The organism is Pseudomonas sp. p50(2008), assembly GCF_015351605.1.
In the GTDB taxonomy this organism is placed as follows: domain Bacteria; phylum Pseudomonadota; class Gammaproteobacteria; order Pseudomonadales; family Pseudomonadaceae; genus Aquipseudomonas.
This window is the reverse complement of sequence record NZ_JACMYF010000005.1, coordinates 322,275-338,348: the sequence shown is the minus strand read 5'-3', so window position 1 is coordinate 338,348 and position 16,074 is coordinate 322,275. Positions and strand designations below refer to the sequence as shown.

19 protein-coding genes are annotated in these 16,074 nt (G+C 56.9%); 11 read left to right on the top strand and 8 right to left on the bottom strand.

All coding sequences use genetic code 11. The features are described 5' to 3' along the window. Positions 1 to 119: 119 nt before the first annotated feature. Together H7698_RS16285 and H7698_RS16280 are read left to right on the top strand one after the other, a co-directional pair. Positions 120 to 1,655 carry an EAL domain-containing protein gene (locus H7698_RS16285; protein ID WP_194692082.1) on the top strand — a complete coding sequence of 512 codons (1,536 nt, stop codon included), beginning with the start codon at positions 120 to 122 and terminating at the stop codon, positions 1,653 to 1,655. Positions 1,656 to 1,886: 231 nt separating this feature from the next. Continuing rightward, positions 1,887 to 2,252 (top strand): histone-like nucleoid-structuring protein, MvaT/MvaU family, encoded by a 366-nt coding sequence (locus H7698_RS16280; RefSeq protein ID WP_162436486.1) that lies wholly within the window; start codon positions 1,887 to 1,889, stop codon positions 2,250 to 2,252. 164 nt (positions 2,253 to 2,416) lie between these two features. Here H7698_RS16280 and H7698_RS16275 read toward each other — a convergent pair whose 3' ends face one another. After that, a complete protein-coding gene (locus H7698_RS16275) occupies positions 2,417 to 2,941 on the bottom strand; it encodes a DUF4946 domain-containing protein (RefSeq protein ID WP_194692081.1) in 525 nt (174 codons plus the stop codon). A gap of 145 nt (positions 2,942 to 3,086) precedes the next feature. On the opposite strand from H7698_RS16275, the gene gloA reads away from it, so the two are divergent. Beyond that, positions 3,087 to 3,608, top strand: coding sequence for a lactoylglutathione lyase (gene gloA, locus H7698_RS16270; protein WP_162436488.1), 522 nt, complete (start codon positions 3,087 to 3,089; stop codon positions 3,606 to 3,608). 77 nt (positions 3,609 to 3,685) lie between these two features. On the opposite strand, the gene ahpF is transcribed toward gloA, so the two are convergent. The 3 genes from ahpF to H7698_RS16255 form a co-directional block, all read right to left on the bottom strand. Continuing rightward, complete coding sequence (gene ahpF, locus H7698_RS16265; RefSeq protein ID WP_194692080.1) at positions 3,686 to 5,248, bottom strand: alkyl hydroperoxide reductase subunit F; 1,563 nt, start codon at positions 5,246 to 5,248, stop codon at positions 3,686 to 3,688. Positions 5,249 to 5,370: 122 nt separating this feature from the next. After that, the gene (ahpC, locus tag H7698_RS16260; RefSeq protein WP_010460707.1) at positions 5,371 to 5,934 is read right to left on the bottom strand and encodes an alkyl hydroperoxide reductase subunit C; all 564 of its coding nucleotides are present in this window, start codon (positions 5,932 to 5,934) and stop codon (positions 5,371 to 5,373) included. A gap of 451 nt (positions 5,935 to 6,385) precedes the next feature. Continuing rightward, the gene (locus H7698_RS16255; RefSeq protein ID WP_208525729.1) at positions 6,386 to 7,357 is read right to left on the bottom strand and encodes a site-specific integrase; all 972 of its coding nucleotides are present in this window, start codon (positions 7,355 to 7,357) and stop codon (positions 6,386 to 6,388) included. A gap of 181 nt (positions 7,358 to 7,538) precedes the next feature. Between H7698_RS16255 and H7698_RS16250 the strand changes: the two genes are divergently transcribed. Then, positions 7,539 to 8,549, top strand: a complete 1,011-nt coding sequence (locus H7698_RS16250) for a DNA-binding protein (RefSeq protein WP_194692079.1) — start codon at positions 7,539 to 7,541, stop codon at positions 8,547 to 8,549. Here the strand turns inward: H7698_RS16250 and gorA are convergent. Together gorA and galU are read right to left on the bottom strand one after the other, a co-directional pair. Next, positions 8,546 to 9,904: a glutathione-disulfide reductase gene (gene gorA, locus H7698_RS16245; RefSeq protein WP_162436492.1), complete on the bottom strand. Its 1,359-nt coding sequence runs from the start codon at positions 9,902 to 9,904 to the stop codon at positions 8,546 to 8,548. The genes H7698_RS16250 and gorA overlap by 4 nt on opposite strands. 342 nt (positions 9,905 to 10,246) lie before the next feature. Beyond that, positions 10,247 to 11,086: a UTP--glucose-1-phosphate uridylyltransferase GalU gene (gene galU, locus H7698_RS16240; protein ID WP_010460715.1), complete on the bottom strand. Its 840-nt coding sequence runs from the start codon at positions 11,084 to 11,086 to the stop codon at positions 10,247 to 10,249. Positions 11,087 to 11,376: 290 nt separating this feature from the next. Between galU and H7698_RS16235 the strand changes: the two genes are divergently transcribed. Both H7698_RS16235 and H7698_RS16230 read left to right on the top strand, forming a co-directional pair. Continuing rightward, a complete protein-coding gene (locus H7698_RS16235) occupies positions 11,377 to 11,565 on the top strand; it encodes a hypothetical protein (protein ID WP_194692078.1) in 189 nt (62 codons plus the stop codon). A 140-nt stretch (positions 11,566 to 11,705) separates the two neighbouring features. Further along, positions 11,706 to 11,987, top strand: coding sequence for a hypothetical protein (locus H7698_RS16230; RefSeq protein ID WP_162436494.1), 282 nt, complete (start codon positions 11,706 to 11,708; stop codon positions 11,985 to 11,987). 10 nt (positions 11,988 to 11,997) lie between these two features. On the opposite strand, the gene H7698_RS16225 is transcribed toward H7698_RS16230, so the two are convergent. Next, positions 11,998 to 12,228, bottom strand: a complete 231-nt coding sequence (locus H7698_RS16225) for a hypothetical protein (protein ID WP_162436495.1) — start codon at positions 12,226 to 12,228, stop codon at positions 11,998 to 12,000. 73 nt (positions 12,229 to 12,301) lie between these two features. Next, on the bottom strand, positions 12,302 to 12,658 hold the full coding sequence (locus tag H7698_RS16220; RefSeq protein ID WP_162436578.1) for a hypothetical protein: 357 nt from the start codon (positions 12,656 to 12,658) through the stop codon (positions 12,302 to 12,304). Positions 12,659 to 12,869: 211 nt separating this feature from the next. Here H7698_RS16220 and H7698_RS16215 point away from each other — a divergent pair, with 211 nt between their 5' ends. The 5 genes from H7698_RS16215 (at position 12,870) to ada (ending at position 16,013) form a co-directional block, all read left to right on the top strand. Beyond that, a complete protein-coding gene (locus H7698_RS16215; RefSeq protein ID WP_162436496.1) occupies positions 12,870 to 13,172 on the top strand; it encodes a DUF1883 domain-containing protein in 303 nt (100 codons plus the stop codon). 28 nt (positions 13,173 to 13,200) lie between these two features. Further along, positions 13,201 to 13,377, top strand: coding sequence for a hypothetical protein (locus H7698_RS16210; protein ID WP_178114276.1), 177 nt, complete (start codon positions 13,201 to 13,203; stop codon positions 13,375 to 13,377). Between the two features lie 108 nt (positions 13,378 to 13,485). After that, positions 13,486 to 14,193 (top strand): 2OG-Fe(II) oxygenase, encoded by a 708-nt coding sequence (locus H7698_RS16205; RefSeq protein ID WP_194692077.1) that lies wholly within the window; start codon positions 13,486 to 13,488, stop codon positions 14,191 to 14,193. Positions 14,194 to 14,196: 3 nt separating this feature from the next. Then, on the top strand, positions 14,197 to 14,862 hold the full coding sequence (gene alkB / locus H7698_RS16200) for a DNA oxidative demethylase AlkB (protein ID WP_194692076.1): 666 nt from the start codon (positions 14,197 to 14,199) through the stop codon (positions 14,860 to 14,862). Between the two features lie 86 nt (positions 14,863 to 14,948). Continuing rightward, a complete protein-coding gene (gene ada, locus H7698_RS16195; protein WP_194692075.1) occupies positions 14,949 to 16,013 on the top strand; it encodes a bifunctional DNA-binding transcriptional regulator/O6-methylguanine-DNA methyltransferase Ada in 1,065 nt (354 codons plus the stop codon). Positions 16,014 to 16,074: the final 61 nt, after the last annotated feature.

The window sequence follows — 16,074 nt, the reverse complement described above, 5'->3', positions numbered from 1 at the left end:
CGTTCTCCGGCGCAAGCGGAAAAGGCCAACTATCATGGGCCTTAGCTGAACTCTTCTGGGAAGTGTGTCGTTGTCCTGCCCGCATTTGAGAGCCCTCTTCCATCGTCCAGGTTTCACAAATGCCATTAACTGTCAGAACCCGTCGTAAACGCGGTGCCCGGATTGCGGTAACCCTGCTCAGTGGCCTGCTTCCAGTGCTGTTGGGAGGCGCCATGCTGTACATGCAGGCGCAGCGCGTACTGGAGCAAAGTGCCGCATTGACGGCCGAAGAAGCCGTCCGCCAATTTGATCTGATGCTCGACAACACCGCCCAGGCCGCGCAGGTATTGCTGCCGCTGGCTGGCCAACCTTGCCAAGACGTCACGCTGGCATTACGCGAGCAAGTCACCCGCCGTCCGTTTGTGCGCTCGACCAATCTGGTAAAGGACAACACGCTTTACTGCAGTTCGCTGTTCGGGGATATCCACGAAAAAATCGACCCCGGCGATTACACCGAAGGCAAACTGTGGCTCATGAACGGCAACCCGGTTACCCCTGGCACTGCGCTTTTGGTGTATCGACTCAGCGACGGGCAACGCGGTGCACTGAGCACCCTGGACGGCTATCACCTGAGCAACGTACTGCGATTGATCGGCCGCAAGACGATACTGCTGTTGCAGGTCGGATCGAACTGGTTATCGGCTGACGAAAAAGTCCATGCAGGTCCTCTTCCCGTTATACCGGTGGCGCAAACCACGCTGAACTCCTCCCGCTATGCCTTCACCGTGGTGGCGGGGTTTTCTGAAGGTGAAACCTGGCGATACATGCTTGCCCAATACCCGCCGCTGTTCAGTTTGCTGATTTTTTTCGGCGTTGTGTCCGGGTTGATCGGACACGTTCTGCAAAAGCGCTCGACGTCGCCCAGCGTTGAAATGCAACGCGCGCTGGAAGCCGCGGAGTTCATTCCTTATTTTCAACCGGTGGTTCTTGGCGACAACAAGAAGTGGTCCGGCGCCGAAGTGTTGATGCGCTGGAACCATCCGAAGGAAGGCTTGGTACGACCCGATTTGTTCATCCCGTTCGCCGAGCACTCCGGGCTGATCGTGCCGATGACCCGCTCACTGATGCGCCAAACTGCAGCGCTGTTGGCGCCTTTGTCAGGATCGTTCGAGGCGCCGTTCCATATCGGCATCAATATCACCGCCCGGCACTGCAAGGACTTGCAGCTGGTTGATGACTGTCGCGAGTTCCTGGCCAACTTCGCGCCCGGGTCCATCAGCCTGGTATTGGAGTTGACCGAACGAGAACTGATCGAGCCGACGGCCATCACCCATCAACTGTTCGAACAACTTCACGCGCTTGGCGTGATGATCGCCATTGACGACTTTGGTACCGGCCACTCAAGCCTCGGTTACCTGCGCGAATTCAACGTGGACTTTCTGAAAATCGACCAGAGTTTTGTCGCCATGATTGGCGCCGATGCCCTGTCCCGGCACATCCTCGACAGCATTATCGAGCTGTCGGTCAAGCTCGACCTGGGCATCGTTGCCGAGGGCGTGGAAACCGAGGAGCAAAGTGATTACCTGACTGCTCACGGCGTGAACTATTTGCAGGGTTATCTGTTCGGCCGGCCGATGCCTGGCGAGCAGTTCATTATTAAATTAAGTGACCATTAACTAGCAGCTTAAATACACCCGACGAGACAACGCACCAAAATGTTTCAGGCATTCACTGTTGTTACATGAAGAAAACATCATGATTTACTCTTGGCGCATTAACTACTACACTTTTTGTTGCCTGTGCAAAATTGGCAGGGCGAGCCACTATCACCGGGTCGCTTCAAGGCTCTTGGCTTATAGCTTTGTTTGCGGTAGGTATTAGCCAAACACACTATTGGAGTAAAGATTTTGTCCAGACTCGCTGAATTTCGTGCAGCTGAAAAGGCCCTTCAAGAGCAGCTAAAACAGCTGGAATCCCTGAAGAATGACGCCGGGCTCAAGAAAGAAATCGAATTCGAAGAGAAGCTCCAGGGCCTGATGAAAACTTACGGCAAAAGCCTGCGCGACATCATCGCCATTCTCGATCCGAACCCGGCAAGATCCGGCCTGCAACAGGCCTCGGCACCTAAAACCCGCCGCGCTCGCGTGGTCAAGGTTTATCAGAACCCGCACACCGGTGAGCTGATCGAGACCAAGGGCGGCAACCACCGCGGCCTGAAAGCATGGAAGGAACAATACGGTGCCGACACCGTTGACGCCTGGCTGCGCGGTTAAAGCATCTCCGTGATAAAACAAAGCCCTGCACTGCAGGGCTTTTTCATGGACACACTAAAAGACATGGGCTAAAGAATGTTAAATCGGTAGTGCCCGACTAACTTTCGGCTTAATCCTTTTGGGCATCCAAACATCATCGATCGCGTCACGCGTTGCCCCTTCGGTTAAAGTTGCAAACTGTTGCGAGCCGCCGCTATTTCTTCCTGGCTCGCCTTATAAACCTGCGCCTGTCCCGCATACGAAAGTACATAGGCCTTATCGCCATCCACCGCGGCAACCAATGTTTGCGACAGCATATGCCGGCCGTTTTGTGTGATGGTGCAGGTGGTTTCCAGTGCCGCTAAACGGCTCAAGCGCGTCTCGTGAATCTTGTTGCAAACACTTTGATAACCGCTCTGGAAGAAGTCTTTCTGGACGGCTTTGCGCATCTCCAGCAACACCCCCTCAAGGTTGACTTGATGCCCGCTTTCCACCTGCGTCATGGTCAACTCCATGACCAGTGTCGGTGACCCGTCCTGATCGTTTTTCACTGCACGCTGGCGCGAAACCTTGGACGTTGCATCGTCGGGCACGATGGCTTCGATTTCCCAACCGATTGGCCAGGTGATCACCGGTGTCTGCGCGTGAACACAGGTCACGGCAGACAGTGAGCCAATCAAGACGAGGGTCGATACACGAAATCGGGACATTGCGCTAAACACTCAGGGGTTGAGCGGTAAAGTCTGAGCTGCGCCCGCCCGTCAGGCAATAGCGGATGCATTGGGTTTGGTGATGTCCCAAGCCTTGCGTATCATTGCTGCCATTCGTTAGCCCCACTTATTTACCGGAGGGCCCATGAGCCTGCACGAATTGAACACCTTCCCTGGCGTCACCGCCCAACCTGATTCCGCGACCCAGAAGTTCGTCTTCAACCACACCATGTTGCGGGTCAAGGACATCACCAAGTCGCTGGATTTCTACACCCGCATCCTGGGTTTCTCGCTGGTTGAAAAGCGCGACTTCCCGGACGCCGAATTCAGCCTGTACTTCCTGGCACTGGTCGATAAAAACCAGATCCCCGCCGACGCTGCCGCGCGAACCGAATGGATGAAGTCGATTCCTGGCATTCTGGAACTGACGCACAACCACGGCACCGAGAACGACGCGGATTTCGCTTACCACAACGGCAACACCGACCCACGTGGGTTTGGCCATATCTGCATTTCGGTGCCGGATATCGTGGCTGCCTGCGAGCGTTTTGAAGCGCTGGGTTGCGATTTCCAGAAGCGCCTGAACGACGGCCGCATGAAGAGCCTGGCGTTCATCAAGGACCCGGATGCTTACTGGGTCGAGATCATTCAGCCAGCGCCGATGTAATCACAATCAAAAGATGATCGTTCCCACAAAAAACCCCATGATCGCTCATGGGGTTTTTGTGTTTTCAGCGCCGGCGTTTATGCCGGGGCGGACGTGCGGATCAAGTGATCGAATGCGCTGAGCGAAGCCTTGGCGCCCTCGCCCACGGCAATCACAATCTGTTTGTACGGCACCGTGGTCACGTCTCCAGCGGCGAATACACCCGACATCGATGTCTCGCCTCGAGCATCAACAATGATCTCGCCGCGTGGCGACAGCTCAATGGTGCCTTTGAGCCAATCGGTGTTCGGTAACAGACCGATCTGCACGAAGATGCCTTCCAGGTCGACGGTGCGCAGCTCGTCAGTTTGACGGTCCTTGTAGCGCAAGCCATTGACCTTCTGCCCGTCGCCCGTCACTTCCGTGGTTTGCGCACTGGTGATCACCGTCACGTTGGACAGGCTGTGCAATTTGCGTTGCAGAACGGCGTCGGCGCGCAGTTGCACGTCGAACTCCAGCAGGGTCACGTGAGCGACAATACCCGCCAGATCGATGGCCGCTTCGACGCCGGAGTTGCCGCCGCCAATCACTGCCACGCGCTTACCTTTGAACAGAGGACCGTCACAGTGCGGGCAGTACGCCACGCCTTTGTTGCGGTACTGCTGCTCACCCGGGACGTTCATTTCACGCCACCGCGCACCAGTCGCCAGAATCACGGTCCGCGCTTTCAGCGACGCACCGCTGGCGAAGTGGACTTCGTGCAGCTCGCCATTCTTGCCCGGCACCAGCTTGTCGGCACGCTGCAGGTTCATGATATCCACGTCGTATTGCTTGACGTGTTCTTCCAGCGCCACGGCCAGTTTCGGCCCTTCGGTTTCCTGGACGGAAATGAAATTTTCGATCGCCATAGTGTCCAGCACCTGCCCACCAAAACGCTCCGCCGCAACACCGGTACGAATGCCTTTACGGGCAGCGTAGATGGCAGCCGAAGCACCGGCAGGACCACCGCCGACCACGAGCACATCGAAGGCTTCTTTGGCGCTGATTTTTTCGGCCTGACGCTCGATACCGCGGGTGTCGATCTTGGCGAGGATTTCTTCCAGGCCCATGCGACCCTGACCGAAGTTCACCCCGTTAAGGTAGATACTTGGCACGGCCATGATCTGGCGCTCATCGACTTCCGCCTGGAACAGCGCGCCGTCGATGGCCACGTGGCGGATGTTCGGATTGAGCACCGCCATCAAGTTCAGCGCCTGGACCACGTCGGGGCAGTTCTGGCAGGACAGCGAGAAGTAGGTCTCGAAGCTGAACTCGCCCTTGATGGAACGGATCTGTTCGATCACTTCAACGCTGGCTTTCGATGGGTGGCCACCCACTTGCAGCAGGGCCAGCACCAACGAGGTAAATTCGTGGCCCATGGGGATGCCGGCGAAACGCAGGCTGATATCGGCACCCGGGCGGTTGATCGAGAACGATGGTTTGCGCGCATCGTCACCGTTGTCGAGCAACGTAATGTGTGTGGAAAGACTGGCAACGTCTTTCAAGAGTTCGAGCATTTCACGGGATTTCGCACCGTCGTCGAGGGAGGCAACGATCTCGATCGGCTGGGTGACCCGTTCCAGGTATGACTTCAACTGGGCTTTTAAAGTGGCGTCCAACATACGGGCGATTTCCTTTTTTGAATTCGTAAAAAAACGCCCGAGCGAATCTCGCCCGGGCGTTTTTGAGGGCGGTGCAGCTTACTTAGGTGCGGGAGACCGCCCTGATGGTGCGTGTCACAGACTTAGATCTTGCCGACCAGGTCCAGGGACGGAGCCAAAGTGGCCTCGCCTTCTTTCCACTTGGCTGGGCAAACCTGGCCTGGGTGAGCAGCGACGTACTGAGCAGCCTTGATTTTGCGCAGCAGTTCGGAAGCGTCACGACCCACACCGCCGTCGTTCAGCTCGACGATTTTGATCTGGCCTTCAGGGTTGATCACGAAAGTGCCACGGTCAGCCAGACCGGCGTCTTCGATCAGTACGTCGAAGTTGCGGGAGATGGCGTGGGTCGGGTCGCCAATCATGGTGTACTGGATTTTGCCAATGGCTGGCGACGTGTTGTGCCAGGCAGCGTGGGCAAAATGGGTGTCGGTGGAAACGCTGTAGATCTCGACGCCCAGTTTCTGGAATGCGTCGTAGTTATCAGCCAGGTCTTCCAGCTCGGTCGGGCAAACGAAGGTGAAGTCGGCTGGGTAGAAGAACACGACAGACCATTTGCCTTTCAGGTCAGCGTCCGACACTTTTACGAAGTCGCCGTTTTTGAAGGCGTCAGCTTTGAAGGGTTTTACTTGGCTGTTGATGATAGGCATCGATGACTCTCCGTCAGGGGTTGAAAAGTTGATGGAATGAATCCTACCTATTCAATTCCCCGATGGCTCATTGGCAAAGCTCATGCTGCTGATTGGTTTTGGCTATTAGCCGACTGTATTAATAGAAGAAATGGGTATCTAGCGAGGTTCGGTGAGCGCTAAGAGCCAGGAACCAAGAGCCAGGTGCCAGAAGCCTGGAGCCTGGAGCCTGGAGCCAAGAGCCAAGAGCCAAGAGCCAAGAGCCAGGTGCCAGGAGCTGAGCCTTGTGGCGAGGGGATTTATCCCCGTTCGGCGACGTAGTCGTCGCAAAACCAGTGCGCGCGGTATGCCTGATTCACCTTATAACCGGATTTCGGGGTTGCTTCACAAATCAACGAGGCGGTGCGACGTTTCGCTGAATCCCTCACCACAAGAGCCAGGATCGACAGCTGCTTCAGGGTGATATGCAGCGTCAAGGTGCCAACGGTTTTTCCGTGAGTCGCATCATGCCTGGAAACGGACTCGCCTCCACATAACGCATGGCTGATTTCATGTCCTTACAGCCGACATAACTCATCAGCGACTTCAAATCCCATCCGCTCTGATGTGCCCACGTAGCAAATCCGCGTCGCAGCGAATGGCTGGTGTAATGCTCGGCAGAAATGCCTGCGCGCTCCAGCGCCTGACGCAGCAGCGGGATCACGCTGTTAGGGTGCAGGCCCGCCTCGCTCAAATGCCCCCAACGGTCAATCCCCCGAAACACCGGCCCCCGCACCAGCGCGGCTTCGGTGATCCACTCGATATAGGCCTGCACGGGACACAAACGCTGCAGCGCTGGCGTTTGGTACGTCTTGCCAAGGTTTTCGCGGTCACCCTTGGTGCGAGGCAGGTAAAGGCTGATGCCGGTGCCGGCGCTCGCTTGAACGTGCTCGATCTGGATTCGGCACAGCTCATCGCTGCGAAAACCACGCCAGAAGCCCATCAGGATCAGCGCCGTATCGCGTCGGGCCCTAAGCAGAGCCGATTGATCGTGCTCAGATTTAGCGGTCTGCGCTTCCTGCTCCAGCCAGGCAATCACTTGCTCAAGATGCTGCAACTGCAAAGGCTCGGCCTGTTTCTCCTGAGCCGGATGAAGCGCGCGTATGCCCTTGAACACTTTGCGCACGACAGGCGCCTTGGTGGGATCGGCGAAGCCCTGGCTGTTGTGCCATTGCGCAAGCGCTGACAAACGCAGCTTCAACGTATTGATCGACAACACACCGGCATGCGCCACCAGATAACGCGCGACGCTGTCTGCAGTCGCAGGCAGGAAGCCGCCCCAACTGACCTCAAAGTGTTCGATGGCCGCGCGATAGCTGCGACGGGTGTTGTCCCGTGTGGCGGCTTGCAGGTATCGATCGAGATCACTCATGGAAATGGCCTTGCGCAGAGCCTGTGGGAGCATCGCTTGCTCCTACGGGGGTTGGTGTACGGAAATAGCGGTGAAAACGCGTCAAAAATGCGCTGACACGGGATAATACCAGTATATCCCGCATCATAAAGTTACCTTGTTTAACTTTACAACCAACGTGGTACACTGCCGTTTTTAGTGGTACGTACCACAGTACGAAATCGTAGGAGAGCGCATGGCTCGCGGCGGCATCAATAAAGCAGTGGTTCAAACGGCACGCCTGGCAATCCTTGCCCGGGGCGAGCATCCCAGCATCGACGCGGTACGTATCGAGATGGGCAATACCGGTTCTAAAACCACAATTCATCGGTATCTGAAAGAGCTGGATGACGGTTTAGAACCCACAGAAACCCCATCCGAACCCATCGATGATGAGCTGACTGCGCTGGTTTCTCGCCTTGCGCAGCGCCTCAAAGAACAGGCCCAGGAGCCCATCGACCAGGCTCGTGCCCAGTTCGATCAGCAAAAGACCGCGCTGGATGCGCAGTTGGCGCAGGCACAGGAAGCCAACACCGAATTGCATCATCAGTACGAGATTCAGACGCTCGCACTGACACAGGAATCGGACACGCTGCAGAACACTGTCGCCCTGCTGCAAACCGAACACACCCGCAATGCCGGGCTGAACCAGGCACTGGCCGATTTCGAATTAAGGTTGCAAGACAAGGATGAGCAGATCCGCTCCCTTGAAGAGAAACACCTGCACGCCCGGGACGCTCTGGAGCACTACCGCAACGCGGTCAAAGAGCAACGCGAGCAGGAGCAGCGACGCCACGAAGGACAGGTGCAACAGGTGCAGATGGAGTTGCGTCAGGCGCAGCAAAGCGCACTGGTACGTCAGGACGAAATCACGCAACTGCATCGCGACAATGAGCGCCTGCTGACGGAAAACCGCGGAACGTTGCGCGAATTGAGCCTGCTGCAGGAACAGCTCAAGCAAACGCACAGCCGGCAGGATCAGTTGCTCGAACAGGTCAACCGGATCGACACCGAACGCACCCTCCTCCAGGAACGCTTGCGTGCAGCACTGCTGGAAAGCCAGTCACTCAAACAGAGCGTCGAGGAGCAGTCGCAGGCGAACAAGATGCTGGAGATTGAATTGCTCAAGACTCAGGCGAGTCTCGATGAGCGCGTGCGACTGGCGGCTGTCGTTGCGACAGCGCCAGCCACAGCGGAGGCCGATTAACCCGCGACAGGCGTTCGCATGGTGACGAACTCTTCGGCGGCAGTCGGGTGCACCCCGATGGTGTCGTCGAAGTCACGCTTGGTGGCGCCCGCTTTCAGGGCGATTGCCAGGCCCTGGACGATTTCACCCGCGTCCGGACCGACCATGTGACATCCCAGCACCTTGTCGGTCTTGGCATCCACCACCAGTTTCATCAGGGTGCGCTCCTGGCATTCGGTCAGGGTCAGTTTCATCGGACGGAAACGGCTTTCGTAGATCACCACGTCGTGTCCGGCGTCCCGCGCCTCTTCCTCGGTCAAACCGACAGTGCCGATGTTCGGCAAGCTGAACACTGCCGTCGGGATCATTTTGTAATCCACCGGACGATAGTGCTCAGGCTTGAACAGGCGACGCGCAACGGCCATGCCTTCCGCAAGCGCGACGGGGGTCAGCTGCACTCGACCAATTACATCGCCCAGCGCCAGTATCGAAGGCTCTGCCGTCTGATACTGTTCGTCGACTTCGACAAAGCCTTTCTTGTCCAGTTTGACGCCGGTGTTTTCCAGCCCCAGGTTGTCCAGCATCGGACGTCGACCCGTAGCGTAGAAAATACAGTCGGCGTGCAGCTCGCGACCGTCCTTGAGGGTCGCTTTCAGGCTGCCGTCGGACTGCTTGTCGATACGCTCGATGTCGGCATTGAATTGCAGATTCATGCCGCGCTTGGTCAGCTCTTCCTGCAAATGCTTGCGCACCGAACCGTCGAAACCGCGTAAGAACAGATCCCCGCGATAGAGCAATGTCGTCTCGGCGCCCAGCCCCTGGAAAATCCCGGCAAATTCAACCGCGATGTACCCGCCACCGACGACCAGCACACGCTTGGGCAACTCTTTCAGGAAGAACGCCTGATTGGAGCTGATCGCATGTTCATGCCCTGGGATTTCCGGGATCTGCGGCCAGCCACCGGTGGCAATCAGGATGTTTTTTGCGGTATGGCGCGCGCCATTGATCTCGACGGTATGGGGATCGACGATCTTGGCGTGGCCTTCATGCAAGGTCACGCCACTGTTTACCAGCAGGTTGCGGTAAATCCCGTTCAGGCGGTTGATCTCGCGATCCTTGTTGGCGATCAGCGTCGCCCAATCGAAATCAGCCTCGCCCAGTGTCCAGCCAAATCCGGACGATTGCTCGAAGTCATCGGCAAAATGCGCGCCGTAGACCAGCAATTTCTTCGGCACACAGCCGACGTTTACACAGGTGCCACCCAGATAGCGGCTTTCAGCCACTGCCACTTTCGCGCCAAATCCCGCCGCAAAACGCGCAGCACGCACACCGCCGGAACCGGCACCAATCACATAAAGGTCAAAATCGTAGGCCATCTTCAATCTCCTCGGCAGGCCAACAGCATACCCGCAGACGCCGGGCGGGCAAGCGCAATACACGATTTTGGAACGAACCCACCCCACCAAACACAGCCCCCTGTAGCAGCTGCCGAGCCTGCGAGGCTGCGTCCGGCTGCGAAGCAGTCGCAAAATCAGACATCGCGTTCCAGCAGATGCACCTTGCACGCAGGTTTTTCGACTGCTGCGCAGCCGGACGCAGCCTCGCAGGCTCGGCAGCTGCTACAGGAATAAGCGTGATCTTTGAGGAAAGACCGTAACCACCGGGCAAGAAAAAGCCACCCGAAGGTGGCTTTTTCAATACAAGCAGGTCAGGCGCTATTAGTAGGCCTTGCCAGTCTTGTAGAAGTTCTCGAAGCAGAAGTTGGTCGCGTCGATGTAGCCTTCAGCACCACCACAGTCGAAACGCTTGCCTTTGAACTTGTAGGCCATCACACAGCCGTTCTGCGCCTGTTTCATCAGCGCGTCGGTGATCTGGATTTCACCGCCCTTGCCTGGCTCGGTCTGCTCGATCAGGTCGAAGATGTCCGGTGTCAGGATGTAGCGACCGATAATGGCCAGGTTCGACGGCGCGTCTTCAGGCTTTGGTTTTTCAACCATGCTGTGAACGCGGTAGATGTCGTCGCGGATCATCTCGCCGGCAATCACACCGTACTTGTGAGTCTCTTGCGGATCGACTTCCTGGATGGCGACGATCGAGCAGCGGAATTGCTTGTACAGCTTGACCATCTGGGTCAGCACGCCGTCACCTTCAAGGTTGACGCACAAGTCATCCGCAAGCACCACGGCGAACGGTTCGTCGCCGATCAGCGGACGACCGGTCAGGATGGCGTGGCCCAGGCCTTTCATTTCGGTCTGGCGGGTGTAGGAGAACGAGCAGTTGTCGAGCAGTTTGCGGATACCGACCAGGTATTTTTCCTTGTCGGTGCCTTTGATCTGGTTTTCCAGCTCGTAGCTGATATCGAAGTGGTCTTCCAGTGCGCGTTTGCCGCGACCGGTCACGATGGAAATTTCGGTCAACCCAGCGTCCAGGGCTTCTTCAACGCCGTACTGGATCAGTGGCTTGTTTACCACCGGCAGCATTTCTTTGGGCATGGCTTTAGTCGCTGGCAGGAAGCGAGTACCGTAACCGGCTGCTGGGAACAAGCATTTCTTGATCATAAAAGTCCTTGTAAGGGCTGTGTGTACGAGTTTCGGCGCAGTCTAATCAGGCGGCGGGCACCTTACAATGCCCCGCGCTGGCTAACCGATGCCATCATAGAGAAATATTCTGTCGGATAGTTCCGCAAACCGGTTTCGTAGATTGCGCCGGCTCCTATAGATAGCAGAGATCGTCCGTCCTGCCTGTACCGGCAATCGGGCAGGCGTCGGATCACCATACGCTGATCGGCACCACCTTAGGGCATTTGGCGCTATCATTGCGCATTGAACCAAGCCAACGAGGCAGATAGATGTCGGAAGCAAAAAGCGTCAACGGGTTCCTGATCAATCAGGCGAAGGACGGACAATGGTGGGTGGCTGGCGCTACTGGCGAGAGTATTGCCGGGCCGTTCCCGACCGAAGCCAGCGCGATTGAAGTGGCATCAGTGTTGCAACTCGAACACCCGCCCACCAAGCGACGCGGTAAAGACAAGACCTGATTTGAACTTATTCGTGACAGAAGCCCTGCACTGTGCAGGGCTTTTTTGTGATGATCCGCAACGAAGTGGCCTTTCGCTATAACCTTTTGATGCCAGCGCTGTCACAGGCTTAGCCCCATTATCCTGACGACGACAACGACATGAATAAATTCTTACCCCTGATCGCACTATTGGCCCTTGGCGGCTGCGCAACATCCGAAACAACCTACCTGAACAACGGGGAACAAGGGCTTGCGATCGATTGCTCCGGGGAAGCCAATTCCTGGGCAACGTGTTACGAGAAAGCCGATGCATCGTGCGCCGGTACCGGCTATCGAATCGTAGGCACTGACGGCACACCTTCACTCAAGGAAAGCGACAAGACCTTGGGCGTCGATGTCGGCAACTTCAAAAACCGCAGTGTCGTGGTGGTGTGCAAGTAAGGCCCCTGCCCTACATGTGGATTTCGGCGAATTTGATTCCGAGACCTCGAACGGTCTCGATCAAATCGTCGAGACGACTGAAGGATTCGACTTCGTCGTTTTCATCGACCAGAAAGTAGCTACGCCCCTCGCTTTTCTTGAAAAAAACGATCCACTCCCCTGAATTGGCCGGGTTCTGAATCACATGCGTGGCAGAAATCAGGCCCTCTGCATGACGTTCCCGTACCTGCTCTCTTTTCATTACTCGACTCCAGAAATGACAATGCCGCCAAAGCGTTGCTTTGACGGCATCTATGCGTGCGGACTGTAGTTTATCAGCCCGATATGCAGGCCGTGGCGGCATTTCGAACATCCCATGGGCGCAACGGCACATTGGAAATGCGCTCGTGCAGCTTGATGCTGCTGCCCGTTGAGCGATCTTCGATATCAAACACCGCGGCCGGCCCAGAGGTCAGCTTTTGCGGAACGATCACTCGGACACCGTCCTTGTGCGGTTCGATTTGCAGAGCGCCCCGGCTACTGGCCAGCTTCTCGGTCAGGCACTGCGCATACTCCTGGGGCTTCTTGCCTGAGATCACGCTCATGGTCGGCAACGTTTCATTGATCTCCGAAACACTTGCGCAACCACCGATCGACAACGCCAATGGCAAAACCAACACACCCCACTTCATACAAAACCTCCGATAAAGAGCCTCCGACAGCACAAATGCCGTTTTTCTCCGAGGCTCACTGCGTTTATCGCTCATGGATCTCCAAATAACCGGTTTAATTGTCAAAGTGGACCACGGCGGCCGGATAATAACCTGTTCGGGCTGATAAACTGCGCCCATCGCCCAAGCTATCGTTTTGATTTTGTAGAAAAAGCCCTTCTGGAGGCGCCTCATGAAATTTATCCACCAGCGCGAGCACCTCAACGAAGACGACATCGTCGTCATTCAATGCTCCCAAACCTGCAACATCCGCTTGATGAACGACGCCAACTTTCGCAGCTTCAAAAATGGCGGCCGTCATACGTATCACGGCGGAGCGTTTGACACTTTCCCAGCGCGAATTACTGCACCGAGTACCGGTTTCTGGAACATCACGATCGACACGGTCAGCAACCGGGCCATCAGCGTGACCCGCAAACCGACCCTGACACATTCGATCAAGATCATCCGCCGCTCCAACTCGAAACTGAGTTGAGTAACGCTCCTACACGAAGACAGCAGGAATGACCGTGGCCCAAACGACCAAATACGTCATCAAATACAAACTCAACGGCGAACGTCGATTCGAGTTTGCACAGCTCGAAAACGGCACGACAGAAGAAGCCAAGGCTGCGCTGGATGTGATTCACGGCCAAGGCGACGACGTGATCAGCGAAATTAGCGTGAGCAAAGCGCTGTAGGAGCAATGCGACCGGCGCCTGCCAGAGTTCGACCGCAAGCGCCGGAGTGATTCCGCCGCAGGCCCGTCCCAGACTGTCACCTTTAACCCTGTGTTAAGGAGTCAGGACATGTTTGATGAGCGTTCGCTCGATGGATTCGACTGGGACGGTCTGCAACAGCAACTCGACCAGGATGGCTGCACCGTCATCAAGTCGTTGTTGAGCGATGAGGATTGCGCGGATATCAGCGCGATGTATTCGCAATTCGAGCCATTCCGCTCTCAAGTCATGATGGCTCGCCATGGCTTTGGCCGTGGCGAGTACAAGTACTTCAAGTATCCACTGCCTGAACTCGTCAGCCGCTTGCGTCGCGCGCTCTACCCTCGTCTGGTGGCGATCGCCAATCGCTGGTACGAATGCATGGACCTGCCCACCCGATTCCCCGATCAACATGAAGCGTTTATTCAGCGCTGCCATGCCGCTGGTCAGGAGCGTCCGACACCCTTATTGCTGCAGTACGGTCCTCAAGACTACAACTGCCTGCATCAGGATTTGTACGGTGAACATGTTTTCCCGCTGCAAGTGGCGATTCTTCTGTCAGAACCGGATGAAGACTTCACAGGAGGCGAGTTCGTGCTGACTGAACAGCGCCCACGAATGCAGTCGCGCCCGCAAGTCATCGGTCTGAAAAAAGGCGACGGGGTCATCTTTGCGGTCAATCAACGTCCGGTCAAAGGCATCCGCGGTTACTACCGCGTTACCCTGCGCCATGGCGTGAGCCGTCTGCACACTGGAAAGCGGCACACCCTGGGCATCATCTTTCACGACGCGTTATGAGCCATGAACCCGACTACTTTAGACATGTTCGCCAACCTCGAACCCGAGCAACATCCCAGGCGCGAGCAGATGGGGAAACAGTCCTACGTGCTCAGGGGCTTCGCCCTGCCCTGGCTGGATCGATTACTGCCTGAACTCGAGGCGGTGCTGAAGGCTGCGCCATTTCGGCAGATGGTCACGCCGGGCGGGTTCACCATGTCGGCAGCCATGAGCAGTTGCGGCACCTGGGGCTGGACGACCGACCGCAGTGGCTATCGCTATACCCGACAAGACCCGCTAAGTGGCGAGCCTTGGCCGGACATGCCCGAGGTGTTTTTTCATCTGGCCGAGGCAGCAGCGCGAGAGGCGGGATTCGAAGCGTTCGTGCCTGATTCCTGCTTGATCAATCGCTACGTTCCCGGTGCAAAAATGTCATTGCACCAGGACAAGAACGAAACGTCCTACGACGCGCCCATTGTCTCGGTGTCCCTGGGGTTGCCGGCGATGTTCCTGTTCGGCGGATTTGAACGCAGCGATAAATGCCAACGAGTGCCGCTGTTGCATGGCGATATTGTGGTTTGGGGCGGTGTCGACCGTTTGCGATATCACGGCGTTTTGCCTATCAAGGAAGGTCAGCACCCGCGATTGGGCGAACAACGGATCAACTTCACGTTTCGTACCGCCCGATGAACATCCGAATTCAACCGCAAGCACCGGAGTGTGGTGAACGGGTGCAGGACTTAGTCTGAATGAAACGTCGCAACGGAAATGACGCAATGACCACTCATTCGACCAGGATCACCATCGAGAACGACCCGCGCTGGGCCGCCGTGGTTGCACGCGACCCGCGTGCGGACGGGCAATTCGTGTACGCGGTCAAAACCACCGGCGTCTATTGCCGGCCCAGCAGTCTGGCGCGGTTGCCCAACCCGCAAAATGTCGAATTCTTCGACACCGCCGAACTGGCCCAGGCCGCGGGATATCGCCCCAGCAAACGCGCAGCAAAAGATCAGAGTGAGATCGCGGCGCAGCATGCGGCCACGGTCGCCGCTGCCTGCAGGCAGATCGAAGAGGCCGAGGAGCTACCGGCGCTCAGTGACCTGGCGTTAGCGGCAGGGCTCAGCAGCTTTCACTTCCACCGGGTGTTCAAGACCGTGACCGGGCTGACGCCCAGGGAGTACGCCCGCGCACATCGATCTCGCAAAGTGCGCGAGCATCTGGGCAATGGCGGCTCGGTCACTGATGCGTTGTACGACGCCGGCTTCAATTCCAATAGCCGGTTTTACGCAGCGGCGGACCATGTGCTGGGCATGAAACCCGCTGATTACCGAGCCGCCGGCCAAAACAACGACATCAGGTTTGCCGTCGGCCAGTGTTCGCTGGGGGCGATCCTGGTGGCGCAAAGTGAACGCGGCGTTTGCGCGATCCTGCTGGGCGATGATCCGCATCAACTGGTCTGCGATCTGCAGGACAAATTCCGTAGAGCTAATCTGATTGGCGCTGATCACGCGTTCGAGCAACTGATCGCCAAGGTGGTTGGCTTTATCGAGGCCCCGGCGCTGGGCCTGGACTTGCCGCTGGATCTGCGCGGTACCGCGTTTCAGGAGCGGGTCTGGCTGGCATTGCGCGAGATTCCTGTAGGCAGTACGGCCAGCTATGCCGAAATCGCGCAGCGTATCGGTGCGCCGAAATCCTACCGCGCCGTGGCTCAAGCCTGTGGGGCTAACAGCCTGGCGGTGGCGATTCCTTGCCACCGGGTTGTGCGCAGCGATGGCGATCTTTCAGGGTATCGCTGGGGGGTTGAGCGCAAGCAGCAATTGTTGGAGCGTGAGGGTCGTTAGGTTTTCAAGATCAAAAGATCGCAGCCTCGTTTCACTCGACAGTTCCTACAAGGGTTATGCG